The 26,201-nt window shown below is 45.9% G+C and carries 19 protein-coding genes and 1 pseudogene; 10 read left to right on the top strand and 10 right to left on the bottom strand.

Going from position 1 to position 26,201, the window contains the following annotated elements:
* Positions 1–54: 54 nt before the first annotated feature.
* Entirely contained in the window at positions 55–4,050 is a 3,996-nt protein-coding gene (locus QUA70_RS12200) for a magnesium chelatase subunit H (RefSeq protein WP_333347307.1), read from the bottom strand.
* Positions 4,051–4,585: 535 nt separating this feature from the next.
* On the opposite strand from QUA70_RS12200, the gene QUA70_RS12195 reads away from it, so the two are divergent.
* The gene (locus tag QUA70_RS12195; protein ID WP_333324831.1) at positions 4,586–5,569 is read left to right on the top strand and encodes a calcium-binding protein; all 984 of its coding nucleotides are present in this window, start codon (positions 4,586–4,588) and stop codon (positions 5,567–5,569) included.
* 134 nt (positions 5,570–5,703) lie between these two features.
* Positions 5,704–6,747 carry a calcium-binding protein gene (locus QUA70_RS12190; RefSeq protein ID WP_333347310.1) on the top strand — a complete coding sequence of 348 codons (1,044 nt, stop codon included), beginning with the start codon at positions 5,704–5,706 and terminating at the stop codon, positions 6,745–6,747.
* Here the strand turns inward: QUA70_RS12190 and QUA70_RS12185 are convergent.
* Entirely contained in the window at positions 6,737–6,868 is a 132-nt protein-coding gene (locus tag QUA70_RS12185; RefSeq protein WP_333410427.1) for a hypothetical protein, read from the bottom strand. The two genes, QUA70_RS12190 and QUA70_RS12185, sit on opposite strands and share 11 nt — an antisense overlap.
* A gap of 90 nt (positions 6,869–6,958) precedes the next feature.
* On the opposite strand from QUA70_RS12185, the gene QUA70_RS12180 reads away from it, so the two are divergent.
* The gene (locus QUA70_RS12180; RefSeq protein ID WP_333324835.1) at positions 6,959–7,948 is read left to right on the top strand and encodes a calcium-binding protein; all 990 of its coding nucleotides are present in this window, start codon (positions 6,959–6,961) and stop codon (positions 7,946–7,948) included.
* Here the strand turns inward: QUA70_RS12180 and QUA70_RS12175 are convergent.
* Positions 7,941–8,156, bottom strand: a complete 216-nt coding sequence (locus tag QUA70_RS12175; protein ID WP_333324837.1) for a hypothetical protein — start codon at positions 8,154–8,156, stop codon at positions 7,941–7,943. The genes QUA70_RS12180 and QUA70_RS12175 overlap by 8 nt on opposite strands.
* Before the next feature lie 74 nt (positions 8,157–8,230).
* Between QUA70_RS12175 and QUA70_RS12170 the strand changes: the two genes are divergently transcribed.
* Positions 8,231–9,262, top strand: coding sequence for a calcium-binding protein (locus tag QUA70_RS12170; RefSeq protein ID WP_333347312.1), 1,032 nt, complete (start codon positions 8,231–8,233; stop codon positions 9,260–9,262).
* Positions 9,263–9,367: 105 nt separating this feature from the next.
* Here QUA70_RS12170 and QUA70_RS12165 read toward each other — a convergent pair whose 3' ends face one another.
* Positions 9,368–9,844: an ankyrin repeat domain-containing protein gene (locus tag QUA70_RS12165; protein ID WP_333324840.1), complete on the bottom strand. Its 477-nt coding sequence runs from the start codon at positions 9,842–9,844 to the stop codon at positions 9,368–9,370.
* Between the two features lie 36 nt (positions 9,845–9,880).
* Here QUA70_RS12165 and QUA70_RS12160 point away from each other — a divergent pair, with 36 nt between their 5' ends.
* The gene (locus QUA70_RS12160) at positions 9,881–11,167 is read left to right on the top strand and encodes a lipid-A-disaccharide synthase (protein WP_333347314.1); all 1,287 of its coding nucleotides are present in this window, start codon (positions 9,881–9,883) and stop codon (positions 11,165–11,167) included.
* Positions 11,168–11,299: 132 nt separating this feature from the next.
* Here QUA70_RS12160 and QUA70_RS12155 read toward each other — a convergent pair whose 3' ends face one another.
* Together QUA70_RS12155 and QUA70_RS12150 are read right to left on the bottom strand one after the other, a co-directional pair.
* On the bottom strand, positions 11,300–11,470 hold the full coding sequence (locus QUA70_RS12155) for a YqaE/Pmp3 family membrane protein (RefSeq protein ID WP_332979828.1): 171 nt from the start codon (positions 11,468–11,470) through the stop codon (positions 11,300–11,302).
* Positions 11,471–11,509: 39 nt separating this feature from the next.
* A complete protein-coding gene (locus QUA70_RS12150) occupies positions 11,510–12,454 on the bottom strand; it encodes a fused MFS/spermidine synthase (protein WP_333347317.1) in 945 nt (314 codons plus the stop codon).
* A 126-nt stretch (positions 12,455–12,580) separates the two neighbouring features.
* On the opposite strand from QUA70_RS12150, the gene QUA70_RS12145 reads away from it, so the two are divergent.
* Positions 12,581–13,402, top strand: coding sequence for an ATP-binding protein (locus QUA70_RS12145; RefSeq protein ID WP_333347320.1), 822 nt, complete (start codon positions 12,581–12,583; stop codon positions 13,400–13,402).
* 79 nt (positions 13,403–13,481) lie between these two features.
* Complete coding sequence (priA, locus tag QUA70_RS12140; RefSeq protein WP_333347323.1) at positions 13,482–16,043, top strand: primosomal protein N'; 2,562 nt, start codon at positions 13,482–13,484, stop codon at positions 16,041–16,043.
* A 213-nt stretch (positions 16,044–16,256) separates the two neighbouring features.
* On the opposite strand, the gene QUA70_RS12135 is transcribed toward priA, so the two are convergent.
* The 4 genes from QUA70_RS12135 to QUA70_RS12120 all read right to left on the bottom strand — a co-directional run bounded on the left by QUA70_RS12135 (position 16,257) and on the right by QUA70_RS12120 (position 22,092).
* Positions 16,257–18,563 (bottom strand): tetratricopeptide repeat protein, encoded by a 2,307-nt coding sequence (locus QUA70_RS12135; RefSeq protein ID WP_333347326.1) that lies wholly within the window; start codon positions 18,561–18,563, stop codon positions 16,257–16,259.
* Positions 18,505–19,863, bottom strand: a complete 1,359-nt coding sequence (locus QUA70_RS12130) for a P-loop NTPase fold protein (protein WP_333347328.1) — start codon at positions 19,861–19,863, stop codon at positions 18,505–18,507. Before QUA70_RS12130 ends, QUA70_RS12135 begins: the two co-directional genes overlap by 59 nt.
* Before the next feature lie 472 nt (positions 19,864–20,335).
* A complete protein-coding gene (gene gltD / locus QUA70_RS12125; protein WP_333347331.1) occupies positions 20,336–21,820 on the bottom strand; it encodes a glutamate synthase small subunit in 1,485 nt (494 codons plus the stop codon).
* A 119-nt stretch (positions 21,821–21,939) separates the two neighbouring features.
* Positions 21,940–22,092, bottom strand: a complete 153-nt coding sequence (locus QUA70_RS12120) for a hypothetical protein (RefSeq protein ID WP_333347333.1) — start codon at positions 22,090–22,092, stop codon at positions 21,940–21,942.
* 240 nt (positions 22,093–22,332) lie between these two features.
* Between QUA70_RS12120 and QUA70_RS12115 the strand changes: the two genes are divergently transcribed.
* From QUA70_RS12115 to cysE, 3 genes and pseudogenes are all read left to right on the top strand, one after another.
* Positions 22,333–23,364, top strand: a complete 1,032-nt coding sequence (locus QUA70_RS12115) for a sulfate/molybdate ABC transporter ATP-binding protein (RefSeq protein ID WP_333347336.1) — start codon at positions 22,333–22,335, stop codon at positions 23,362–23,364.
* 215 nt (positions 23,365–23,579) lie between these two features.
* Positions 23,580–25,517, top strand: a complete 1,938-nt coding sequence (locus tag QUA70_RS12110) for an ATP-binding protein (RefSeq protein WP_333347339.1) — start codon at positions 23,580–23,582, stop codon at positions 25,515–25,517.
* A 156-nt stretch (positions 25,518–25,673) separates the two neighbouring features.
* Positions 25,674–26,129 (top strand): annotated as a pseudogene (cysE, locus tag QUA70_RS12105) (serine O-acetyltransferase); the annotation flags it as partial.
* Positions 26,130–26,201 lie beyond the last annotated feature (72 nt).

Below are 26,201 nucleotides of genomic sequence, written 5' to 3'. Positions count from 1 at the left end.
AACAGTGCAGGGGTATCAGCTACCCCTACACCCTTCTACACTAATTCGGGAATCCTATTCTACCCCCTCAATTCGGTCTTCCACCTCCTGATAAAGTTCACGCAGACGATCCAAATTGTTCTCCGAAGTTTCCCAATAACCCCTGCCATTCACCTCAAGCAAAGTGCTGACAATCTTGCGGAACGAATGAGGATTTAAGTTAAGCAAACGCTTCTGCATCTCCTCATCTTGGATAAACGTAGTGTTGACATCCTCATACACCCAATTATCCACAGCGCCCGCAGTCGCACTCCATCCAGTCGTATTCACCAGACGCTTAGAAATCTCCCGCACACCTTCATAGCCGTGCGACAACATCCCCTCGTACCACTTCGGATTCAGCAGCTTAGTCCGCGAATCTAAACGCACGGTTTCTGATAGCGTCCGCACCTGCGCGTTGGCTGTGGTGGTATCAGCAACAAAGGATGCCGGTTTCTTCCCATCTGCGCGCAAACTGCCGATCAATTTAGTCGGATCAGAGTCGAAATAGTGCGACACGTCGGTTAGGGAAATCTCTGCAGAATCCAAGTTTTGGAAGGTGACTTCCGCAGTTTTTAAGGATGATTCAAAAATCTGCCGATCTTGTTCCATTGTTCCGGGATTGTCGGAAGAAAAGGCGAAGGATTTGCGAGTTAAGTACATTTCCTGCAACTCGGCTTCGCTTTCCCAAGTGCTGTTTTCTACCGCCAAGTTGACGTTAGATGAATAGGAACCAGAGGCATTGGAAAATACCCGGGTTGCTGCTTGTCGCAGGTTGATTCCCATTTCTTCCGCTTGCTTCAGGGCGTGTTTGCGGACGAAGTTCATCTCTAAGGGTTCGTCGGCTTCCGCTGCCATTTTCACGGCTTTATCTAACAAATTCATTTGGTTGATGAACAAGTCGCGGAATACGCCCGAACAGTTAATTACTACGTCGATTCGAGGGCGTCCCAACTCTTCTAAAGAAAGCAATTCGAGTTTGTTTACCCGGCCCAATGCGTCGGGAACTGGCTTCACTCCCACCATCCACATTACTTGCGCGAGGGATTCGCCGTAAGTCTTGATGTTGTCGGTTCCCCACAACACAACGGCGATCGTTTCTGGGTAATTTCCGCCGTTATCAACGCGCTGTCTTTCTAACAGCCGATCGACTACAACCTTAGCAGACTTAATCGCCCCTGTGGTGGGGATTGACTGCGGGTCCAAAGCGTGCATATTCTTCCCAGTCGGCAAAACATCCGGGTTGCGAATCGGATCGCCGCCTGGGCCAGGGATAATGTATTCGCCTTCTAGGGCGCGCAATAATGCGCCCAATTCGTTGTCGGCACAAACTTGCTGCAAGCAGAATTCTAGATACTCAAACAGCGGTTTAATTAGGTCTGGATCGACCTTTTTGTAACCCGCTGCGTGTAAGGATTCAATCCAAGGTGTTTTCTTGCCCATGTTGAAGAAATTCAACTTGGAAACCAGGGAAACTCGACCCTCAGCATCGGTTTGTTCCTTCACCAAAGCGGTGACGGCATCCCGACAGGCTAAAGTGATGTTTTGCAGCAATTCAACATCTGCTAAAATGCCTTTGTCATTGTTTGTGTAGATATCGTCAATATTGCGATCGCAACTTTGAGCAATAATCCGCGACAAACTGACTAATCCGTCTTCTTCCCGGTCTAAATTGGCAATGTTAACCAAAGTTGCGATCGCCTCTTCAGCAGTCGGCGGCTTACCGATAACGTGCAAACCGCAAGGTAACAACCGCGACTCAATCTCCATCAACTTGCGGTAAACCAAGCCAACTAAATTGTCCCGTTCCTCGGCAGTCATGTCCGCAGCAACCCCGCGTTCTTGTTCGGGAGGTAAGGCGATATCCTTATCCAAATTCACCAAACGGCATTTTTCGACGATCGCATCAACAATCGGCACACCGCGCCCAGTCTCTTTCAAAGTTTGATAAGAAGCAATTAACTCGCTGAGTTCCTGCAAACCTTTGTACAACCCAGCATTTTCAGCCGGAGGAGTCAGATAACTGATTGTTTCAGCATAACTGCGACGCTTAGCAATTGTTGCCTCACTAGGATTATTAGCAGCGTAATAATAGAGGTTAGGAATCTTGCCGATCAAACTGTCAGGATAACAATCGACAGACATCCCCATCTGCTTACCGGGCATGAATTCCAGGGAACCGTGAGTGCCAAAGTGCAGCACCGCATCCGCACCCCAAATGCGCTCCAAATATGTATAGTAAGCAGCAAAACCGTGGTGCGGGCTAGCAGAACGAGAGAATAACAACCGCATCGGATCGCCTTCGTATCCAAAAGTAGGTTGCACTCCGATAAACACATTGCCAAAATGTTTGCCAAAAATAAGCAAATTTTGTCCGTCGCTGTTCAAATGTCCCGGAGGCGGGCCCCAATTTTCTTGCAACCGTTCCGAATAAGGAGTGAATTCTTCGTATTCAGCTACCGACATCCGGTAAGCAATATTTAATTCGGGACTTTGGTATTGGGCTGTTGCGTCATGAATGACTTCTTGCATCAGTTTCTCGGCGGAATCCGGCAATTCTGGCAAGTCGTAACCGTTACCTTTTAAGGCTTTCAATACTTCGTAAATCGAGCCGAAAACGTCCAAGTAAGCGGCTGTTCCGACGTTGCCTTTATCGGGAGGAAAACTGAAAACTGTGATCGCAACTTTTTTATCTAATTTTGGTTTGCGGCGCAGCATTGCCCATTTCATAGCGCGCTGGGAAATTGCTTCGATCCGGTCTTGTAGGGCGATCGCCTTTCCAGTTGCACCATCGCGTCCCGACACAATAATCGGTTCGATCGCACCATCCAACTCAGGAATGGCAACTTGCAACGCAACTTGAATCGGGTGCAAGCCTAAATCGCTATTTTCCCATTCTTCTGTCGTTTGGAAAACCAGCGGCAAAGCCACCATGTAAGGGCAATTTAATTTTTTCAAAGATTCGATCGCCTTCGGGTGATCTTGTTTCGCCGGGCCGCCCACCAAAGCAAAACCAGTCAGAGAAACCACCGCATCAACAATCGGCAGAGGTGTAACACCTTTTGCCCCGACTTCCAAGAAAAAATTCTCAACAGGTTTAGAGAAGTCCAAACCGCCGGCAAAAATCGGCACAACCCGCGCGCCCATTGCCTCCAATTCCTGCACCATTGCTACATAGTGCGCGTCATCTCCTGTGACTAAGTGAGTGCGTTGCAACACTAAACCAATGCAGGGTGCGAGGGGATCTTTTAGATCGGCAGAAATATCTGTACGGGCATTAAACCAGGTCAGATATGCTTTTACATCTTCAAACATCGACGATGCCAAAGGATGCCAAATCCCCATGTCTGGGTAGACAACCGGTTCTTGGAAAGTTGGCTGTGACTGACCTTTGAAGACATATTTATGTGACAGCATCAGCAAGAAGTTTTCCAAGTTTTCTTGGGAACCCCCCAGCCAATACTGGAAACTCAGCATGAAGTTGCGTGCATCTTGGGCTTTGTCGATGGGCAAATATTTCAGCACTTTCGGCAAAGTTTGCAGCAGTTTCAGCATTCCGTCTTGGAAGGAACTCCCGGATTTTTCCTTCCGTTTTTTCATGAATTCGCCGATCGCACTTTTGCTTTGTCCCAACTGTGCCATCGAGAAACTGCCCATTTTATTGAGCCGCATCACCCCTGGCATCGACGGGAAGACGACGGCGACATCCAAGCTGTCGCGCAGCGGTTCCACCGCCGCTACAACTTTTTCTGCCAAATCTTCGATGAAAATTAGAGAAGCAATAAATACATTGGCATCCGCCACATCCCGCTTGAAGGCTTCGTAATTTTCCGGGCTGCGGAGTTCCTCGATCAGGTAGCCACTGATTTCTATTGCCAGATTCGGATTTTTCTGGTTTATCGATCGAACCGCTGCCGACAGGGCGCTTTGATACTGCGGTTCCAGTACGACATAGACCACCTTCATGAGCGATCGCCCCTGCAAGTTTTCCGGCACAACGTGGCGAATGGTGGGCTTGACGTGAGTGAACATCCGGTTAGGCTCCTTTAAGATGCTGTTTTCGCGAATCGGGAATTTTTTTATCCCATAAGCATTTTTACCAGAAAACGCTTGCCATTAGGCGATTTGAGCCTGCACATGACACAATTCGACAAATTTAGGTCAACTTTTCGTTACATTTTTTTATAAATTCCTTGAGCAAATACTCCAATTTTTCTTTACAAAAATTAACTTGACAAATATATATTAATGTGTATAGGATTAATGAGTTGGATAAAAATAATTAAAAATTAACCAACGATTGAGAAAGAAATCCTGAAAAAAGTTCCAAGTTTTGTATAATTGATCAAACTTGCGATCGAGCAATTAACTGAGGGGAAAAAGGCATAATTTGTGAAGGCAGAATGTAGCCTGCGGATAATTGCTGAGTCAAAAAAGTTGACATTTTACCAGGAATTTAACACCAGTTCATAACGTTTGTTTTGTGTAAATTCCTGATCGGCGATCGAGTTCATGGAAAGCTAATTGCTATAAACTCTCAAACTCATCCCAACCTTAAGGGGGAAACATGGCTAACTACGCAATTTTCGACGAACAATTCTACCTGGCCTCATATCCTTGGATCAAACCAGCGATTGATGCAGGAGTAATCAAATCCGGGAGAGAACACTTTGAAAAATTTGGTCAAGCCGGCGGTCTAACTAAAGTATCGCGTTATTTTGACGAAAATGCTTACCTTGCTGGGAATCCAGACCTAGCACCCTTCGTCCGCACAGTCAACCCAAACGCACCTTTTGCTACCGGCCTCGATCACTTTATCCAGTTCGGTTACGATGAAGGACAGCGCCGCACCCAAGTATCGCCTGAGTACAACGAAAATTTTTATTTAGCAAACAACTCAGATGTCGCACCGTTCGTTCAGAACGGAACTTTCAAATCCGGCTTCGACCATTTCATTAAATTCGGAATCCAAGACGGTCGGTTTGGGACTTCATTTTTTGAACCGGAATACTTAAAAGAAAACCCCGACATTGTGCCGTTTGTCAACTCTGGAAACTTGAGAACAGGCCGGGAACACTTCTTCAATTTTGGACAATTTGAGCCGGCCCGCGATGCAACTTTTGTCGGCAGCCGCAGCAACGATGTTTTAACTGGTGTTGGCGTCGGGGATGTCGAACTCGTGGGAGTGGAAGTAGGTCTAGATTCGCAACGCAACCGACAGTATGAAAGCTTTGGCACCAATGAATTCGATGTCTTGATTGGTGCTCCGGGAACCAATACATTCGTACTCGGAGTTCCTGCTACAGCCGGGAATTTTAGCCCGACACCGCTGTATTTGGGTAACGGTCAAGCTACCATTCGCAACTTCGACATCGAAAGCGATTTTATCCAACTGCAAGGAACTTCATTAAACGGCTACAGCCTGATTCCCGTTGGCAGTAATTTGTCAATCCAACGTTTTGGAGACGTGCTCGGCGTGATTGAAGGAGGAGCAAGTTTGAATTTGAGTTTCCAAGAATCTAACGGTAACGGTACTTTCTTAATTGGTTAGTCATTGGTCATTAGTTATTAGTCATTAGTCATTAGTCATTAGTCATTAGCTAAGGACTAATGATTTTTTATTGGTGGTAGGCGATTGTTATATAAAAAAGTACGATCGCACTTTACGTTCTTAAAGGAGCAACAATGAATTACGATATCTTTGACGAACAATACTACCTTTCGCAATATCCGTGGCTGAAACCAGCCATTGATGCAGGAATCATCAAATCTGGAAGAGAACACTTTGAAAAATTCGGTCAAGCCGCCGGCCTCACAAAAATATCGCGGTATTTTGACGAAGATACTTACCTTGAGGGAAATCCAGACCTTAAACCCTTTGTCCGCACTCCCAACAATCCAAATGCGCCTTTTGCTACAGGCTTAGATCACTTTATTCAGTTCGGTTACGAAGAAGGTCGAACGCGAGTATCGCCTGACTATGACGAAGCATTTTATTTAAAACGATACCCCATACTGGCTCCGCTTGTAGAGAACGGAACTTTTAAATCAGGATTTCAGCACTTTGTCAACTTCGGAGTCAAAGAAGGTCTTTATGCGAACACCTTTGTTGAGCGAATATACTTGGATAGCAACAGTGATGTAGCAGCAGCAGTCAGGGCGGGATTTTTCAAAACAGGTGGAGAACACTACCGAGAATTCGGGCAATTTGAAGCAGATCGCAGAGCAGCTTTTATGGGAACTTCCGGCAATGATATCGTCACCCGTTTCGGAGTGGGAAATGTTGACATATTTGGAGTTCAATTAGATTTAAGCAATGACAGAACCTGGCCCTATGGAGGTGGTGGCAGCGATGAATTCGATACTCTGATTGGCGGTAGCGGTCGCGATAGATTTATGTTGGCGGGTACAGTTCGAGGTATAGGGGGTAGTAGACCGACGCCTAACACGTTCCCGTTCTACATCGGGCCGGGTTTTGCTACAATTCGGAACTTTACCCAAGGTCAGGATAGCATCCAGCTTCCAAGGATTTCCTTAGAACAATTATTGATATTTCCCATCAACAATAATCAAGATTTAGCTATCCAAACTAATGGCTTCCCAACTTCTACAAATGGTATTCCCACAACCAGTCGGCTTGACACAATTGCTGTAATTGAAGGCGGCGGAAATCTCAGTTTGAATCTCTTAGCACAAGATAGTTTTTTCCAATCTTCCCTTATTGGATAGAAATCTCGAAGGTATTCAGGATTTGCCTGATTGCTGCTGGGGAGTGCGATCGCACATTCGCAAAATGGGCGATCGTGCTGTTGTGTTTGCCATAAAAAAAATAATAAATTTGGCTTAACAATAATTAACTTGACATCCTTAGTTAGTAGAGTTACTAATAGTGGGTCAAGTTTAATCGACAAGTAAGCAGACTAAGCTTGGAGCCAAAATTATGACTAATTATGAAATTTTTGACGAGTCATACTACCTTTCGCAATATCCTTGGGTGAAACCTGCTATTGATGCAGGAATTATAAAATCCGGCAGAGAACACTTTGAAAAGTTCGGTCAAGCCGGCGGCCTGACCAAAGTATCGCGTTACTTTGACGAAGAAACCTATCTATCTCAAAATCAAGATATTGCTCCCCTGCTTCGCACCCCAAACAATGCAAACGCGCCTTTTGCCTCTGGCATCGATCACTTTATTCAGTTGGGCTACGAACAGGGTCGCACCCGCGTGTCACCTGAATACAACGAAGAGTTTTATTTGGCAAATAACTCAGAGTTGCGATCGTTCGTTCAGAACGGAACTTTCAAATCAGGCTACCAGCATTTCATTCAATTCGGACTCAAAGACGGTCGTTTTGGGACTTCATTTTTTGAACCGGAATACTTAAAAGAAAACCCCGACATTGTGCCCTTTGTCAACTCTGGAGCATTGAAAACCGGTCGGGAACACTACTTCAATTTCGGGAAAAACGAGCCAAACCGATCCGCTACTTTTGTCGGAACTTCCGGCAATGACATCCTCACAGGCATTGGTGTGGGGAATACCGAACTGATTGGAGTGGAAGTAGGTATCGATCCCCAAGGCAATCGGCAGTATGAAAGCTTTGGAAGTGATGAATCTGATGTCCTGATCGGCGGCCCTGGGAAGGATACATTCGTACTCGGAGTTCCTGCTACCTCCGGTAATCCCACATCCCGTACACTCTATGCGGATATCACCGGTATAGTTACAATTCGGAACTTTGATAAAGACAATGACAAGATCCAGTTGGCAGGCTCACCCGCTACCTACAGAACAAGTGGTGGTGGTAACGAGTTGTTAATCCTAAGCCCAGGATCTGAAACAATTGGTAGGATTGAGGGGGGAGGAAATTTAGTTTTCTCTGCGACTCAGCAAAAGGGGGACGGCACTTTCTACCTATTCCTTAAATAACCGGAACCTCGGTTATCTCTTTCTCAGTTAACATGGTAGGTGCGTTAATAACGCACCCTACTGAACTCAGATTATAGCAGTTGCCAAATTGCTGTCGATAGCGATCTAGTTGTTCTTCTGCTGGCTCAGCTTTTGCTTCGGCTGTCAAATACCGAGAACCGTGTTCATCGTGCCAGTATCGAACAGTACCATGACACAAAGTTAACAACTTTATTAATTAATTGTACGCTTCAGAAACCAGGTTTCTAAATATCAAAATCATTAAATCCGTAGTATAAAAACATGGCTAACTACGCAATTTTTGACGAACCATACTACCTGGCGCAATATCCTTGGGTGAAACCTGCTATTGATGCAGGAATTATAAAATCCGGCAGAGAACACTTTGAAAAGTTCGGTCAAGCCGGCGGCCTGACCCAAGTATCGCGGTACTTTGACGAACAAACCTATCTATCTCAAAATCCAGATATTGCTCCCCTGGTTCGCACCCCAAACAATCCCAACGCCCCTTTTGCGTCTGGCATCGATCACTTTATTCAGTTGGGCTACGAAGAAGGCCGCACCCGCGTGTCACCTGACTATGACGAAGCGTTTTACATAGCAAATAACCAAGATGTGGTGCCGTTTATTCAGAATGGAACTTTTAAAAATGGCTACAACCACTTTATTCAATTCGGGGCAAAAGAAGGCCGTTTTGGTACTTCATTTTTTGAATCAGAATACTTAAGGGAAAACCGCGATATTGTACCGTTGGTCAACTCTGGAGCTTTGAAAACAGGTAGGGAACACTACTTTAATTTTGGGCAATTTGAGCCTAGTCGCTCTGCGACTTTTGTCGGAACTTCCGGCAATGATGTCGTCACTGGTGTAGGGGTGGGGAATGTCAGAGTATTTGGAGTTGAAGTAGGAAGGGCAGGCTCAATAACGCTCTGGCCGGAAAGTTACGGCAGTAATGAATTCGATACTTTCATTGGCAGTAATGAATTCGATACTCTCATTGGTAGTAGTGGCCGCGATACATTCATGCTCGCCACAATTTTTACGGGGCGCCGTCACGGGATTGACATCGAACTGTTCTACATCGGGCCCGGTTTTGCTACAATTCAGAACTTTACCAAAGGTCAGGATCGTATTCAACTCGGAGGGTATGCAGGGTATTTCTCCTATCCCTACATTCTGATTCCCACCAACAATAATCGAGATTTAGCAATCCAAACCAACGGCGGTGACACGATCGCAGTTATTGAAGGTGGCGGAAATCTCAAGTTGAATTTATTACCAGAATCTTCTTTTGGGACACTTTTACTTGGATAGAATTCTCGCAGCTATTCGGGATGTGCCTGATTGCTGCTGTCGGTGCGATAATTGATTGTACCCTCAAGAAACCGGGTTTCTCGAATAAACCCGGTTTCTAAGTCTTTAATGGCGATCGCGCGCTAGCTTCAAAACCTCAACCGCATCTTTGTGGCCCTCCGAAGACGCCCAAATTAAGGCAGTCCAAGTATTATTATCATACGCTTTGATATCCGCTCCTTTATCGATTAAAAATTCCACAACTTGAGTGCGCCCGCTACCTGCAGCACTCATCAAAGCCGTCAAACCAAAATTAGTTTTAGCATTCACATCCGCTCCCACCTCCAGCAAAAGCTGTACAATCTCCGTATGTCCGGCAGCAGCGGCACTCATTAACGGCGTCCACCCGTCATTGTCGTGACTGTTGACATCCGCACCAGCCGCCAGCAATTTTTTGACGATCGCCGAATTGCCAGCCTCAGCCGCAGTCGTCAAAGCCGTCGTGCCTTCCTCATCTTTAGCATTGATATCTGCACGCTGTTCGATCGCACTTTCTACAGCCGCAACATCACCCGTCTTGACGGCATTAATTAAATCTGTCATAAAATCTCCGTTGCATCCTCTCAAATCTTAAATCCTATGGCAGTAGATATTTTAATCCTCTCCAACGGCCCCGGAGAATTAGCAACTTGGGTACGTCCCGCCGTCCAAGCTTTGCGCGAGGAATTGGGGAACGCGGGCACTCAAGCGCGAATCTCTGTGGTGCTGTCCCCCTGTCCGCACGCCACCGGGAAAGAAGCGCAAATCGCATCTTCCTACCCAGAAGTTGACAGAGTGCAAGCACCGGAGCATTTTTTTCCATTCTTATTGTGGGGCAAAACTGCTGAAAATTGGGATTGGTATGAAACAGGAGTTGTTTTGTTTTTAGGCGGCGATCAATTTTTTACGGTTGTTATTGGCAAAAGACTCCAATATCGCACTGTTATTTATGCTGAATGGGACGCGCGGTGGTATCGCTGGATTGATAAATTTGCGGCGATGAAACCCGAAGTTTTTGCTATAATTCCACCAAAATATGCTAATAAATTTACAGTTGTAGGAGATTTAATTGCGGAAGTAGCTCGTTCCCAGGCTGTTCCTGGAAACGCATATCCAGAGGCTCTGCCTCGTACAAAAATAGAATTAATTGGATTGTTGCCCGGTTCTAAAGCGGCCAAATTAGCTTTAGGTGTACCGTTATGTTTGTCGATCGCCCAATCCATCCACCGCATCCGCCCTGAAACTCGCTTTGTAATTCCCGTTGCTCCTACCATAGATGTGCAAACTCTAGCACGTTTTGCCGACCCTGAACAAAATCCTTGCCTGCATTTATTTGAAAACGCCAGCGCCGAACTTCAGTTAACAGAAACGCCGTTTTTGCAGACAGCAAATAACTTGCAAGTAGAACTTTGGACGCAGACACCAGCCTACGATTTGCTATCAGAATGCAGCCTGTGTTTAACTACTGTGGGAGCGAATACTGCCGAATTGGGTTCGTTAGCCGTACCGATGATTGTTTTGATTCCGACGCAGCAATTGGATGCGATGAAAGCTTGGGACGGATTGCCGGGATTGCTGGCAAATTTGCCGTTAGTGGGTTCAGTTTTTGCGACTGCGATTAATTGGCTAATCTGGCAATTGGGAAAGGGAAAGCTTTATGCTTGGCCGAATATTTGGGCACAGGAAGAGATTGTGCCGGAGTTAATTGGGAAGCTGGAACCGGATGCTGTGGCTCAATTGGCGATCGACTATTTGAGCAATCCTGATAAATTAGCACAAATGGGCGATCGTTTGCGTGCGGTTCGAGGAGAATCGGGGGCGGCGAAAAAAATTGCTGAATTGGTTTGTGAAGAAATTGAGGTTCAATCAAATTCTGATAAAAATTAGATTTTTTTATTTTTAACCGCCCACGAAGGCGGATCAACGCAGATTTAATAGATATTAATTCGTGAAAACAGGCAAAAGAAAACTTATTTTCTCTTGCCTGTTTATTATCCCAAAACAGGATTTGACCTCAAGTTAAGCTCGATCGTGCTTAGCAATCACCCAAATAGCGTGAATGATGCCGGGAATAAAGCCCAAAAACGTGAGAACCAAGTTGATCCAAAAATCAGTACCGATGCCGACCGTCAAAAATACGCCCAGCGGGGGAAGAAAAATTGCAGCGACTATGCGAATTAAATTGTCCATCTCAGTTACTCCAAACGAGTTTTCTCTTTCACTTTAACTTCACTGACCAACCGAACCTTTCCCGAAAAACTTAGGCGGTGCTGCCATAGTGTAAACTTCGGTTTCAGCGGCGATTACCTGCCGCAAGTGACCGGGAACTTGCATCAACCCCAACAGTGTAATCCCGTCCAACATCCGCAACCCGCCAGTTGTTTTCTCGGCGAGTAATTTGTCAGTAGCTTCGGGATCTGGTCGCGTATTTATTTCTTGATTAGAAGCTACGGCAAAACCCCAAGGAGCTCCATAAGTAGAAATAAAGCTGGTGCAGGATTGAACATTGGAGAAAACAGATTTCAGGGTATTTACAATGCGAGCGTGCATTTTCATTTCTGCCGGAGAAACGGGGCCCGCTTGCACTACGAAATATCCGTTAGGTGACATTACGCTGCGAACTTTCTCAAAATACTCCTTGGTAAACAACTGGAAAGATGGGCCTTCTTCAATGGGATCGGACAAGTCAGAAATGACAATATCCCAATCATTGTCAGTTTTATCTAAATAGTCCAAAGCATCGCCGATTACTACTTCGCAGCGGGGGTCGTCAAAGGCATTTTGGTGCATTTCGGGCAGGTGTTCGCGGCAAGCTTCTACTACTTCGCCGTCAATGTCGATCATCACGACTTTTTCAACTGTTTTCCAGCGCAGCACTTCTCTAATTGTAGCTCCTTCTCCGCCGCCGAGAACGAGCACTTTTTTGGGTGAACCGTGACAAATCATGGCTGGGTGCACCAGGGGTTCGTGGTACAGAAACTCGTCGCCTGTACAAGATTGCCACTTACCATCCAAAACTAAGCCTTTGCCGTAAGTACCGGTCTGAACCACGTACATTTCTTGATAGGCTGTTTTCTTGTAAGCGAGCACCGCGATGATGCCGTGAACGTAAATATCCCAAGGGGTAATGTACTCGCTCATCCAAAAGTCTGCACGAACTTCGCTACCTGACATCAATTACTCTCCAAATATAAACTGCTGTGTGGATGTTGTCACAAGTAGTAGTTCTTAGCACAAAATGGTGCGGGTGTGTGAGTACGATCGACACATTAAAGTGAGATTTCTCAGCAATGCTATAGTGTGATTGCGTTCTGGGAGAGAGCAATTAGCTTGTTACTAGAGATTGCTTGTGGGATCTCGCGCGCCCAGTCGATCGCACTTTTCCCATCGCCCCCGGTCGATCGCACTCACATTCAATATTTTCGCTTTGCATTGCCGGCGGGTTTTGTACAAAGGTTGTCTGAATCGGGCAATTTTTCCCGCTGGGCCCGCCTTTATAAGTTTGCGATCGCCCTGCTTATTTATCAAGAATCGGAGAAAGTTTGCTCCGAGAGCATCCGCGACATTGTGTTGACTTTACGCAAGTTTGCGCGGGTAGATGAAGGTGAAAAGAAACCCGTTAGCATTCACGAAGGACTTGACAGCACGCTGTTAATCTTGCAGCATTTAACTAAAGAAAAGCCCGGTCATTCGGCTATAAGATTTATTAAAAACTATGGAGCTTTGCCCAAGGTAGAGTGTTATGCGGGGCAATTAAATCAGGTATTTATGAACATCATTAATAATGCTGTTGATGCCCTGCGGGCGCGAGAGCAAAAATCTTCAGTGGACGAGATAGAAGCCAACCCTATCCAGATGACCATTACTACTTCTATTATTTCGGAAAATTGGGCAAAAATTAGCATCAAAGATAATGGTCTGGGAATGAATGAATCTGTAAAAGCGAAAATTTTCGATCCGTTTTTTACCACCAAACAAGTTGGTTATGGGACAGGTTTGGGATTTTCAATTAGCTATCAGATTGTTGTGGAAAAACACGGCGGGAATTTGGAGTGCATATCCGCAATTGGAGAAGGGACTGAATTGGCGATCGAGATTCCGATGGCCAATTCCCGCAGCTAAGAGCGATCGATCGAGCTAAACTGAGGGATAATGAAAACTCCCTTTGACCGCGGCTCCTCCTAGTTTGATGTGCAACCCTATGTCTACTGTCACTTTTGGTTTGTCAACCCCTATAGCGGCAGAGGCCGGGGCATCCTACGGCAGCAGCGAACCGCCCCAGTGCCCCACCGTGCAAGCAGAGTGGATCGAGGTATTGGTGGACTCTCCTTTCAGGGTTGCGGGGGACTCGCCTGGGGAGGAAAACAAGTTATTTACCTATCGTTTACCTGCGGAACTTACCGTGCAACCAGGGGATATTTTGAGTGTACCCTTTGGCAGTCAACAGGTAGGGGCGATCGCGATTCGGTTCATTTCTCAACTGCCGGCAGACTTAGATCCGGCGCGAGTTAAAGATGTCGAAGATGTTGTCAGTGCGGGTTTTTTCCCGCCTAATTACTGGGAATTGCTCGATCGCACTGCCACCTATTATTGCACACCTTTAATTCAAGTAATTAGAGCCTCCTTGCCACCCGGTTTGTTAAGCCGTTCCGTGCGCCGAATTCGCTTAATTAAGGACGCAATTTCTCCCAATGCCGAAACATTTCTCAATCCCGCAGCCAGTCAAATTTTGCAATTGCTGCAAGCTCAAAAAAACGGCGATTACACTTGGCAATACCTCCAGCGACAAGTCAAGGGAAGTTATCGGGGATTGAAAGATTTATTGAAACGCGGTTGGGTAGAAAGTTATTTAGAACCTCCCACTCCTCCGAAACCACAACTCAAACCGGCAGTGACATTAATTGCTAGTGCATTTGGCACAGATTTAACCAAGCGGCAACAAGAAGTATTGGAAGTTTTGCGGCGCGGCGGCGGTGAAATGTGGCTGAACGATTTGCTGAGAATTTGCAGCGCGAGTTCTTCTGTTGTCAAAAATTTGGAACAAAAAGGTAGCGTTGTTATCGATCAAAGGGAAGTGCTCAGGGGCGATCGCGGAATTTCTCAATTGCCCGATGCACCCAAAACTTTAACTCATTTTCAAGCTCAAGCTTTAGCGTTTATTAACTCTTTTTGGGGATTCCGTCAAGTGCTGCTGCACGGCGTTACAGGTTCCGGGAAAACGGAAGTGTATTTGCAGGCGATCGCCCCCATCTTAGCCAGCGGCAAATCCGCCCTCGTACTCGTTCCCGAAATCGGCCTCACACCGCAACTTACAGACAGATTCCGCGCCCGTTTTGGCGAGCAAATTTGCGTCTACCACAGCGCCCTATCCGACGGCGAACGTTACGATACATGGCGTCAGATGCTGACTGGAACGCCGCAAATTGTCATCGGCACGCGATCGGCCATTTTTGCGCCATTACCTCACCTCGGCTTAATTATCCTCGATGAAGAACACGACAGCAGCTTCAAACAAGACCAACCAGCCCCCTGCTACCATGCCCGCACCGTTGCCAAATGGCGCGCCGAATTAGAAAATTGTCCCTTAATTTTAGGTTCCGCAACGCCAGCATTAGAGACCTTGGTGGGGACGCGCCGAGATTATTACTCGTTACCAAATATCCATTATTTATCATTGCCCGATCGCATTTATTCCCGCCCGATGCCGCCTGTGGAAATAGTCGATATGCGCCAAGAATTGCGGCAAGGAAACCGCTCTATTTTCAGTGCTTCCCTGCAAAACGCGCTGGAACAATTGCAAGCAAGACAACAGCAAGGTATTCTCTTTATTCACAGAAGAGGACACAGTACCTTTGTCTCTTGTCGAAGTTGCGGCTATGTGATGGAATGCCCGAATTGCGATGTTTCCCTGTCTTATCACCACGTCGGCGAAGGAACAGCAGAAATATTGCGCTGTCACTACTGCAACCACACCGAACGACACCCCCAAAACTGCCCGGAATGCAGTTCTCCTTACTTCAAAAACTTTGGCAGTGGCACTCAGCGAGTCGAACAGGAATTAACGAGATTGTTTCCAGAATTGCGGGCAATTCGGTTTGACAGTGATACGACTAGAAATAAGGGCGATCACCGCAGATTGTTAACACAGTTTGCTAATGGGGAAGCTGACATTTTGTTGGGTACGCAAATGCTGACGAAAGGGTTAGATTTAGCTGGAGTAACATTGGTGGGAGTTGTGTCTGCTGACGGGTTGCTGAACTTATCAGATTATCGGGCAAGCGAACGAGCTTTTCAAACATTAACTCAAGTCGCGGGACGTGCGGGCAGAGGTGATGATCCGGGGCGGGTAATTATTCAAACTTACACTCCCGAACACCGGGTTATTCAAGCAGTTAGGCGGCACGAATATGCAGGTTTTGTGGAAACAGAATTAGCAGAAAGAGCGGCGCTGAATTATCCACCTTCGGGGCGGCTGGTTTTGTTGCGGTTGAGCAGTGTAGATGCGGCAGAAGTGGCGGTGACGGCGGTACAATTGGCGTCTGTTTGTCAGGAGTATATTGAGCGATTGTCTGTACCCGGGTGTGAATTGTTGGGGCCTGCACCTGCGGCGATTATGCGGGTGGCAAATCGCTATCGGTGGCAGATTTTGCTGAAGTTGCCTTTGGATGAGTCGGTGGATTTGTCGGATTTGATCGGATTGCGCGATCGCACGCCGCGTTCTGTTAGTTTAACTATTGATGTCGATCCGTTGAATTTTGGTTGATTGGGGGTGGAGAAATGCGATCCGGTACAGGAGAGGGCGGGCACGGGGGCACCGCCCCTACGATTATTTTGGGGTAGGGAAACGGCATTGCCGTGTCCTCCGTAATATCAATTCCGGTTGCCTCGGAATGATTTAACCGCAGAGAACGCAGAGAACGCAGAGGAAGAGAAGAGAGAGATGGATAATTCCGATGAAGGGCGGATTTGATATTACTTAAACATCCGGGTTGTGCCACTCTCGCTCGATTTTTTCTAAATCCTTCGTGGCTCCCAATTGTTGAAAGATTTGATGGGCTGTGTTGTAATGTTGTTGGGCAAGCTCTGGGTTGTTGCGTTTGCGTTCAAGTCGTGCTAAATCGTAGTTTGCCTCGGCAATTTTGCTAGGTTCCCCTAGTTCTTCTAACTTCGCTAAAGACTCTTTTAAAAGTGGTTCTGCTGCATCCAAGTTACCCCTAAACATCTCAATTTCTCCCAAACAACCGATCGAAGTGGCCATACCAGAGCGATCGCCCAATTTTGTCTTAAATTCCAAACATTGTCGGTACAATTTCTCAGCTTCATCCCAATTGCCGAGATTTTTCTCTATATTTCCCAATAGTCCCCAACAAATTGCCATACCAGACCGATCTCCTAATTCTGTCCTTAATTGCAAAGATTGCTGATACAATATCTCCGCTTTATCCCAATTGCCACGTCTTAACTCGATATCTCCCCATAGCTCCCAGCAAGTTGCTATACCAGAGCGATCTCCCAATCCTCTCTCAACTTCCAAAGATTGCCGGTACAATCTCTCCGCTTCATCCCAATTGCCGCGATTTCGCTCGATATCTCCCAATTGTCTCCAACAAGTGGCCATACCAGAACTATCTCCCAATTCTGTCTTAAATTCTAAACATTGTCGGTATAATCTTTCAGCTTCATCCCAATTACCACGCTTTAGCTCAATATCTCCCAATACTCCCCAACTACTTGACATAACAGAGCGATCGCCTAATTCTGTCATAATTTCCAAACATTGTCGGTATAATCTCTCGGCTTCATCCCAATTGCCACGCCATCGCTCAATATCTCCCAATTGTCCCCAACAAGTTGCCATGCCAGAGCGATCTCCTAATTCTGTCCTTAATTCCAAACATTGTCGGTACAATCTCTCAGCTTCATCCCAATTACCGCGATTTCGCTCAATATCTCCCAATTGTCCCAAACAAGTTGCCATACCAGAGAGATCGCCCAATTTTGTCATCAATTCCAAAGATTGCCGGTACAATCTCTCCGCTTCATCCCAATTGCCACGCTTTAGCTCAATTTCTCCCAATAATAAACTAATTATCATAACAAAGGAAACATCTGGCAATTCACTGAATTTTTCTAAAATTTGTTGATAATACCACTCAGCCTCATTCAGATTCCACATTTCTTTTGCTACCCATCCTAACAGTAAATAGGCAATAGCTTGCAAGTAAATATTCCCTACTGCTTGTGCAATCTCTAAATATTCCTGATAAAAAACCTTTGCTTGTGACCAATCCCGCAACTTCTGAAAGACATTACCCAAACCATATAAAGCATTAGCTTCCCCGTGGCGGTTTTCCTGTTTGCGGGCAATTTCCAGCGATTTTTGATAGGCATTCACTGCCGCCAAAAATTGTTGCTCTTGCTGATAAGATTCTCCCAATCCCTGGTATACTTGAGCTTGCAGCGCTAAATTTTTTGTTTCAACAGTCAACTCCAATGCTTTTTCTAAATATTCTCTCGCTTTAGCTGGCTTTTCTTGACTGAGATAAGCAACTCCTAATTGATGTAAAATGTTGCTGCAAGCACTAGGATTTTTTTCAGAACCAGAATGGCTCGGACTGTATTCCATCAACAAAGACTCTAAAAGTTCTATTCTTTCTTTCTTCTCCGGTGGGTTTAATGTCCTAAAAATTTTTTCCAGATCGAGAGTTCGAGCAACGGCTTCATCTCTAGTAGCTTGAGTAGTTTTAAACAGAAATACACCCGATTTCCACGCCCAAAAATCCGGTGCAAACTTCGCCAAACGAGTAATCGCATAGTCCGGCAAAACAAACAGCATCGGATGCGGAACGCTGCTTTTATAAGCATCTCGCACAAAATTGAGGTCTTGTAAAACCGGAGGATATTCGCCAAATTTGCCAATAGATTTTTCCAATCCCCGCACAATTAAAACTAATTCTTTATTTGCCTCTCGCTTAATTGTCGGTAAAATTTTTATAATTTCGTCTCGGAGAAAGCGCAAATTTTCATCAAAATTCAAAACTTCAAATTGATTTTCTTGAGAAATGGGATGATTTTTTAAACCCTCAATTAACCAATCAGCTTCTGCATTAAAATTAACTTCTACAAACCCAATCGTAAACTTGTCCGAAAAATCAACAAACGTCAACAGTTCAGTAAAGGCCTGCTGATTTACCGCTAGAAACTGCCCAATTTTTAAATCCCGATTATTCAGGGTTAACATTGGATTGTCTGGCATCTCGAAGAGCTTTTTGGAATTCTTCATTTTGCTTCACCACCGGATTCGGATAGTTCCATCGATTTTTGCCGTTATATTCCAAAACCGAAAGATTAAATAATATTAATTCACTGATTTCATCTTTATTAATATTTTTCGTCAAACAAACTTGAGCTAAAACAGGATAATGATCTTGTGGGATGAACCGCTCAAAATTAAACTGTTCTTGTTTGACTGCATAGGTAACATCTTCAGCCATTATTTTAGCATGACTGCGACCGCTGGCGGTTATGCAAGCCGTCCGCATCATCTGCATGAGTTGACGAACGTGACCGCCGCTGGCTTTTGCTAATTCCAGCAATTGTTCGCGAGACTCAAAGATTTTGTCAACTTCAACCCGGCGTTCGACTAAACTAGCCATAGCATTTAAGCTAACTTCGTTGTAGTTTAAGTCACAGCTATCTCGATTAAATTCATAAATATTGACCATTGGGACAATGTGAGGACAGTCAAAATTCTTTATGGCATTTTGAGACGAGTAAAGAACTGAAAGCGGAACTGTGTAAATTATCGTACAGTTCAGTTCTTGAAGTTGAGCAGCATAGTCAAAAAATAAATGGTTTGCCACCTTTGGAGGAACGCGGTCTAAATTATCAAATATAATCAGAAAACCTTTATAATTAGGAAACTTCTTTCGCAATTTTTTAACAGCATCATTTAACAGCAAGTTGATATCTGCTTTTAATCGTGAAATATCTTTTTCTAAAGTTTGGCGAATTGTTTTTTTCTGCTTATCTGAACCTTTGATTTGTGCCAGTAACTTAACCAACAACTTTGCTAAAAAGGGAGCTTCTGGTCCCAAAGTTGCTTCTCCTTCGATGCTTACGGAACTTTCCACCGTCTGTTCTGTTTCTTTGGTAACATCCTTAAACCAAGCCTCAAAATTATCCATCAGGCGAGCATCTAATTTCAGTCCCAGACCCCGCATTTCAAACTCAACTTGCTTGATAGCGATTAAATAGAAATCAGTATAACTGACATCATTAATATCTGTTTCTTCGTCCACCTCCAGATAAATGACGCGATAATCTTTTTCCCACTGCTTTTGAATTCGCTTCAATTCGGTGCTTTTGCCGCAGCCCCGATGCCCTGTAAACAGGATTGTAGTAAACTGTTCGGGTTCTTGAAAGTCTAAAATGTTACTGACACCTGCGATCGCTTCGGTTTTGCGAACCTCTGATAAATCAACATAATAGCGATCGAGGTCATCGCCTTCTAAGGGTTCGACATTACAAACTCTAAAAGCAGTTTTGAGGGTAGTTGCGCGGTTGATAGGATGAGTAGTCATAGGTTTTTAATTTAGTAGATTTATTGCACAAAACCTGAATAATGTATCAAAGTTAAGTTGTTTATGTACTTGTATTTTAGCAAAATAGGTTCGCAGTCAGCACTTTAGTCCTGAGAAAAGAAAGGACTGAAGTCCTTACTACAAACTAATGGGTAATATACCAGTTTTCAGCCGAGTGAAGTACAGATTCAACGGTAGGGAAACGGCACTGCCGTGTCCTCGATCCTGTCAATAAGGGCGTTAAACCCGCACTCCGGCAGGGGTTTCAACCCCTGCCTCAAAGCGAAAGTCCTCTTAAGAGGACTGAGAAAAAGACTTGTAAACTGATTAGTCCTCTTCAGAGGACTTTCACTATTAGACAGGGAATTCATTCCCTGGCGGACTGCCGGGTAGGCGGCAGGACTGGCGGACGAAAAGCTTAAGTTGACACGCCTTGGGCACGGCGCTGTGTCCCTACTGTAAATCCTGCAAACTAAGGCAAATCAGTGCTCCCCATCAGATAAAGGTCGCACTCCCGGGCCACGCCGCGCCCTTCGTTAATTGCCCAAACCACCAAACTCTGTCCCCGGCGACAGTCACCAGCCGCGAAAACTCCCGGAATGCTGGTTGTATATTTTTCGTGTTCGGCTTTCACGTTGCTGCGGGCGTCCCGTTCCAATCCCAGCGCATCCAGCAAGGGCTGTTCCGGGCCGAGGAAGCCCATCGCTAGCAACACAAGCTGTGCCGGCAACACTTTTTCCGTGCCCGGGATGTGTTTCGGAATGAACTGCCCTTTCTCGTTTTTCGCCCACTCCACCTCAACTGTGTGCACAGCTTTAACATTGCCGTTTTCGTCGCCCTCGAACTTTGTCGCCGTGGTGAGATAGCCGCGGGGGTCGTCGCCGAATTTGGCTGCGGCTTCTTCTTGCCCGTAGTCGAGGCGGTAGACTTTTGGCCATTCGGGCCAGGGATTGTTGGCGGCGCGTTCCGAGGGCGGTTTGGGCAGGATTTCTAGCTGTACCAGGCTTTTGCAGCCGTGGCGAATGGAGGTGCCCACGCAGTCGGTGCCGGTGTCGCCACCGCCGATGATCACGATATCTTTGCCTTCGGCGGAGATGAAGTTATCGTTGGTGCTCTTGTCTAAAACTGCTTTGGTGTTCGCAGTCAAAAAGTCCATTGCGAAGTGGATGTTTTTTAATTCCCGGCCGGGGATGCCTAAGTCGCGGGGTTTGGTGGCGCCGGTACAGAGAACAACGGAGTCGTATTCTTTTAGCAGTTGTTCTGCTGGTAGGTCTTTTCCGACTTCGGTGTTGCAGACGAATGTCACGCCTTCATCTTCAAGGACTTTGAGGCGGCGCATCACGACTTGTTCTTTGTCTAGCTTCATGTTGGGGATGCCATACATTAGCAGGCCGCCTGGTCGATCGGCTCTTTCGTATACAGTTACCCAATGACCGGCTTTATTTAGTTGCGCGGCAGCGGACAAACCTGCGGGCCCGGAACCGATGACGGCAATTTTTTTGCCGGTGCGTTTGGCGGGTGGTTCGGCGGTAATCCAGCCTTCATCCCAGCCTTTGTCGATAATTGCGGCTTCGATGTTTTTAATCGTCACCGGCGGATTGTTGATGCCGAGTACGCAAGCGCCTTCGCAGGGGGCGGGACAGACGCGGCCGGTGAATTCGGGGAAGTTGTTCGTTTTGTGGAGTCTGTCTAGGGCTTCTTTCCACAGTCCCCGATATACTAGGTCGTTCCATTCGGGGATGAGGTTGTTAATCGGGCAGCCGCTTGCCATGCCGCTGATAATTGTGCCCGTGTGGCAAAACGGGATGCCGCAATCCATGCAGCGCGCGCCTTGGGTGCGGAGTTTGTCCTCATCCATCGGTAGGTGAAATTCGTCCCAGTTGTGGACTCTCTCGACTGGTGAGAGTTCGGAGGGCAATTCGCGCAAGAATTCGATAAAGCCTGTTGGTTTTCCCATAGTGGTGTTCTGGTTAGAATTTACTATTCTGTGAGTTTCTCAAAGGTGAAGCTGGCGGGCTTCTGAATTAACTATTGTGATCTAAATTGTGTGCGATCGCACTTCAGATTGAGCACTTCCTACGTGAAATCTTCAATATCGCCGGGAGTCGGGGAATTGTCGGCAGCCGTAAAATATACAGCGACAGCAAAGAAACCGGGTTTTTTACGGGGATTAAAGGTTTTAAAGGTTTTGATGCAGTATTCTTCGTCCATTAAACCGGGTTTCTGCATAATTTCAGCATCGCTTACTCTGGGACGATCGCATTTACCGCTACATCTCGAAACGCTTACGGGTTAACTCTTCGGGCCCGCCAGCCTCAACTTTGAAGCGCAGTCCCCATCAGGAGGGCCTCGAAATACAATACAAAAAGTTACAGGTGTTGCAAAATATTATTTTCAAGATATACTACTGTAAATCGGTCAGCTAAGCGGAGTTTGGTTTGTTAACTCCTAAAATAGGTAAATAAACTCATGAGCATTACAGTTCAGAACGTATCGAAACACTTCGGCTCCTTCCACGCAATTGACAACGTGAATTTGGAAATTAAAAGGGGATCTTTAGTCGCGCTGTTGGGGCCTTCGGGTTCCGGGAAATCGACTCTGCTGAGGATGATCGCGGGGCTAGAACCGCCGGACAGCGGTCAGATTTACCTGATCGGTGAAGATGCTACTCATCAGTCGGTGCAGGAGAGGCATATCGGTTTTGTGTTTCAGCACTACGCTTTGTTCAAACACATGACTATTAAAAAAAATATTGCCTTTGCGATGGAAATTCGCAAAGTTCCTAAAGGCTCGATTAGCAGGCGGGTTGATGAACTTTTGGATTTAGTGCAGTTGACAGGTTTGGGCGATCGCTATCCTTCGCAACTTTCCGGGGGCCAGCGGCAGCGGGTGGCTTTGGCAAGAGCTCTAGCAGTTCAACCAAAAGTGCTGCTGCTAGACGAACCTTTTGGAGCATTAGATGCTAAAGTCCGCAAAGAATTGCGATCGTGGCTGCACAACCTTCACAAAGAAGTAAACATCACCACAGTTTTTGTGACTCATGACCAAGAAGAAGCTATGGAAGTAGCCGATGAAATTGTGGTGATGAACAAAGGTAGAGTCGAACAAGTTGGCACTCCTGCTGAAATTTACGACAAACCAGCATCAGCTTTTGTGATGAGTTTTATTGGGCCGGTCAATGTGCTGTCGAATGCTGCGGGTTTGTTCGCCAGCAACGCCACAACGGCTCGCAATAATGGAGCCGCTCATTCGGACGTACTGTTTTTGCGCCCCCACGACGTGGAAATTAAAACTAAGCCGGAGTCTGGTTTTTCATTAGCAAAAGTCAGTCGCATCATTCATTTAGGGCGGGAAATACAAACCGAGTTACTGTTAGAATCCGAGCAGGTAGTAACAGCTTACGTCAGTCGCGAGCGCTTCGATTCTCTAAAGTTAACGCGAGATCAGCAGGTTTACGTCAAGCCCAAACACGCGGTGACTTTCCCTGCTTATTCAATTTAAATCAGCGACGGCATCTTACTCAAAATACTATCCGGGCGCTTCTACAAAACACTGCTCCCACATCGTTACCAGGCTCGTGCCTGGTAATGCTGTCTCGTGCCTCCAAACCGGAGGCAGAGCCTCCTGAAATTCATTCCCAGGCTCGGCCTGGGAAGAGGAAAAAGCTTCCTCCTGAAATTTTGAGTGGGAACCATAAAAAAAGGTCAGCGAAGAATATGAATGCTAACAAATTCTTGAATTTAGCAACTAGCACTTTACTTGCTTATCGCCGTTACATCCAGGCAGGATTAACACTTTGTGCAGGATTGGGACTTTCTGCGATCGCCTCTTCAGTTGCGTACAATTGGGAATACAAATCCATGCAAGCCGAACTGCAAGACCGGCTGGACAAAATAGCTACAGACATTCAGAGAGATGTTAGCGGCAATTTAGAAATCATTCGGGCTGCGGGAGCATTTTACAGCGTATTTGACGGCGTTAAAAAACCTGAAATTAAGACATTTGTGGGTTCTGCCCTCTACCGCCATCCGAGCCTGAAGGCGATCGCTTGGCTGCCCAGCGTTTCTGACTCTCCGCAATTCCTGACAGAGGAAATAGATTTAGATTGGACTGCCAATCAGGTAGCATTAGAAAAAGCCACAAAAAGACAAGAAATTACTGCCACTGACCGCCAAAAATTGCCATCGCAAAATCAAGCCAGCATCTTCGTCTTTATGCCAATTTTTAGTCAAATTTATTCTGGTGATACCGCAGCATTGCAGCCCAATTTGCCTACTAAGCAACCACAAAAGCTTAAAGGCTTTACTCTCGGAGTTTTGCTCATTGATGCTCTTATCAAATCGGCTTTGCAGGAAAGTCAACTCAACTTTGTTAACGTGTATCTTCAAGATGCTATGGCTCCTGAAGCAGAAAGGTTTCTTGCGTTTTATGAAGCCAAGACCAAAAGGATAATTACCGACGAAAATATCAAAAATAAACTCGCTATGGGGGAAAGAGCTTACTGCCCCGACGGCAGCAGTTGCACCCGCATTCTCAATATTGAAAATCGCAGGTGGTTGCTGCAACTGCGACTAACGCCAGAGTACATTAATCCTCTAACATTTTGGCGTTCTTTGACTGTCTTAATTTTGGGGACAATCTTAAGTTTGGCCGCGACACTTTATCTAATGAGCTTGTGGAATTATACCGATAGAATTGAAAAAATCGCAGCAGAACGCACGGCTAAATCTCGACAGCTAGAGCAAACGTTGCAAGAGTTGCAGCAAACTCAAAGTCAACTGATTCAGCAGGAAAAAATGTCTAGTTTGGGTTTATTAGTTGCTGGTGTCGCCCACGAAGTTAACAATCCTATTAGTTTTATTTACGGCAACATTCACCACGCCAGCGAATATACTAGGGATCTGTTCGAGTTGGTAAAACTTTACCAAAAAAACTATTTATCCCCTCCCTCGGAAATTTCAGACTATTTAAAAAATATTGACTTGGACTTTCTCAGCAAAGATTTGCCCCAACTGCTGTCCTCGATGAAAATAGGAGCAGATCGCATTATTCAAATAGTCCAATCTTTGCGGAATTTCTCTCGCTTAGATGAAAGCGAAATGAAACCTGTCAACATCCATGAAGGCATTGACAGCACTCTGCTAATTCTGCAAAGTCGCCTGAAAGCTACAGGCGATCGCCCCGCGATCGAGATTGTTAAAAACTACAGCCATTTACCTTTAGTAGAGTGCTATGCCGGACAATTAAATCAGGTGTTTATGAATATTCTGGCTAATGCGATCGACGCCCTTGAGAGTTACAACCTCGATCGCGGGCCCAAAGCAGCGAAAGCCAATCCGATCGCGATCGCAATAACCACAGAATATTCCATCCCCGATAAAATAATTGTGCGGATATCTGACAACGGCCCCGGTATGGCAGAAAATGTCAAAAAACGGCTGTTTGACCCGTTCTTTACGACTAAACCTGTGGGAAAAGGGACAGGATTGGGACTGTCAATCAGCTATAAAATTATCGTAGAAAAGCACAAAGGTACGCTGCGCTGCGATTCGACACCGGGATTGGGGACGGAATTCTCGATCGAGATTCCGCTGCGGCAAGAAGTCAGACAAGCTGTACCGTTTGTTTCGCGGAAAATATCCGAGGCCGCTTAGAAAGGGCTGGGGAAGGAAAATTTTTTTCTCATTAACTACTGTAATTCGGTCGGATTATAGTATTATAGGTAAGAATGCCACAATCAATACTGCTTTATGCAGCTTAAACCGTCGGCACTGCCGATACTGTATAACCAAAACAGGGCGAGATTAAATATGTTCACTGACTTGCAAATTATTTACGAACGTGACCCTGCGGCGCGCAACTGGCTAGAAGTATTATTTTGCTATCCCGGACTGCAAGCACTTTTTTTGCACCGGATAGCACACTGGCTTTCTTCCGCTGGCCTTCCGTTTGTACCGCGCTTGATTTCCCAACTGAGCCGCTTTTTAACAGGTATTGAGATCCACCCAGGAGCGAAAATTGGTAGGGGCGTGTTTATCGACCACGGCATGGGGGTGGTAATTGGCGAAACTGCGATCGTTGGAGATTATGCTGTCATTTATCAAGGAGCGACCATTGGCGGCACGGGTAAAGAAATAGGAAAACGGCATCCCACGCTGGGAGAAAATGTAGTGGTAGGAGCCGGTGCTAAGGTTTTAGGCAATATTCAAATTGGCAATGATGTTCGGATTGGTGCGGGTTCGGTAGTGCTGCGAGATGTCCCTAGTACAGCTCGGCGAAAATAGAATACCCACTAAACCGCTAATACTTTACCCTTATAAGTCCACTTGAAGGGCTTT

The sequence above is a fragment of the Microcoleus sp. LAD1_D5 genome, assembly GCF_036702115.1.
Classification (GTDB): domain Bacteria; phylum Cyanobacteriota; class Cyanobacteriia; order Cyanobacteriales; family Microcoleaceae; genus Microcoleus.
The sequence above is the reverse complement of the archived record's forward strand: the minus strand, read 5'-3'. Positions and strand labels throughout refer to the sequence as shown.

Excerpts from the sequence above, each read along its gene's own strand:
- QUA70_RS12115 (WP_333347336.1), top strand. The coding sequence starts at position 22,333 with ATGAGCATTACAGTTCAGAACGTATCGAAACACTTCGGCTCCTTCCAC.
- QUA70_RS12135 (WP_333347326.1), bottom strand. The coding sequence starts at position 18,563 with ATGAAGAATTCCAAAAAGCTCTTCGAGATGCCAGACAATCCAATGTTA.
- QUA70_RS12160 (WP_333347314.1), top strand. The coding sequence starts at position 9,881 with ATGGCAGTAGATATTTTAATCCTCTCCAACGGCCCCGGAGAATTAGCA.
- QUA70_RS12130 (WP_333347328.1), bottom strand. The coding sequence starts at position 19,863 with ATGACTACTCATCCTATCAACCGCGCAACTACCCTCAAAACTGCTTTT.
- QUA70_RS12120 (WP_333347333.1), bottom strand. The coding sequence starts at position 22,092 with ATGCAGAAACCCGGTTTAATGGACGAAGAATACTGCATCAAAACCTTT.
- gltD (WP_333347331.1), bottom strand. The coding sequence starts at position 21,820 with ATGGGAAAACCAACAGGCTTTATCGAATTCTTGCGCGAATTGCCCTCC.
- QUA70_RS12180 (WP_333324835.1), top strand. The coding sequence starts at position 6,959 with ATGACTAATTATGAAATTTTTGACGAGTCATACTACCTTTCGCAATAT.
- QUA70_RS12195 (WP_333324831.1), top strand. The coding sequence starts at position 4,586 with ATGGCTAACTACGCAATTTTCGACGAACAATTCTACCTGGCCTCATAT.
- priA (WP_333347323.1), top strand. The coding sequence starts at position 13,482 with ATGTCTACTGTCACTTTTGGTTTGTCAACCCCTATAGCGGCAGAGGCC.
- QUA70_RS12190 (WP_333347310.1), top strand. The coding sequence starts at position 5,704 with ATGAATTACGATATCTTTGACGAACAATACTACCTTTCGCAATATCCG.
- QUA70_RS12200 (WP_333347307.1), bottom strand. The coding sequence starts at position 4,050 with ATGTTCACTCACGTCAAGCCCACCATTCGCCACGTTGTGCCGGAAAAC.
- QUA70_RS12110 (WP_333347339.1), top strand. The coding sequence starts at position 23,580 with ATGAATGCTAACAAATTCTTGAATTTAGCAACTAGCACTTTACTTGCT.
- QUA70_RS12170 (WP_333347312.1), top strand. The coding sequence starts at position 8,231 with ATGGCTAACTACGCAATTTTTGACGAACCATACTACCTGGCGCAATAT.
- QUA70_RS12155 (WP_332979828.1), bottom strand. The coding sequence starts at position 11,470 with ATGGACAATTTAATTCGCATAGTCGCTGCAATTTTTCTTCCCCCGCTG.
- QUA70_RS12150 (WP_333347317.1), bottom strand. The coding sequence starts at position 12,454 with ATGTCAGGTAGCGAAGTTCGTGCAGACTTTTGGATGAGCGAGTACATT.
- QUA70_RS12165 (WP_333324840.1), bottom strand. The coding sequence starts at position 9,844 with ATGACAGATTTAATTAATGCCGTCAAGACGGGTGATGTTGCGGCTGTA.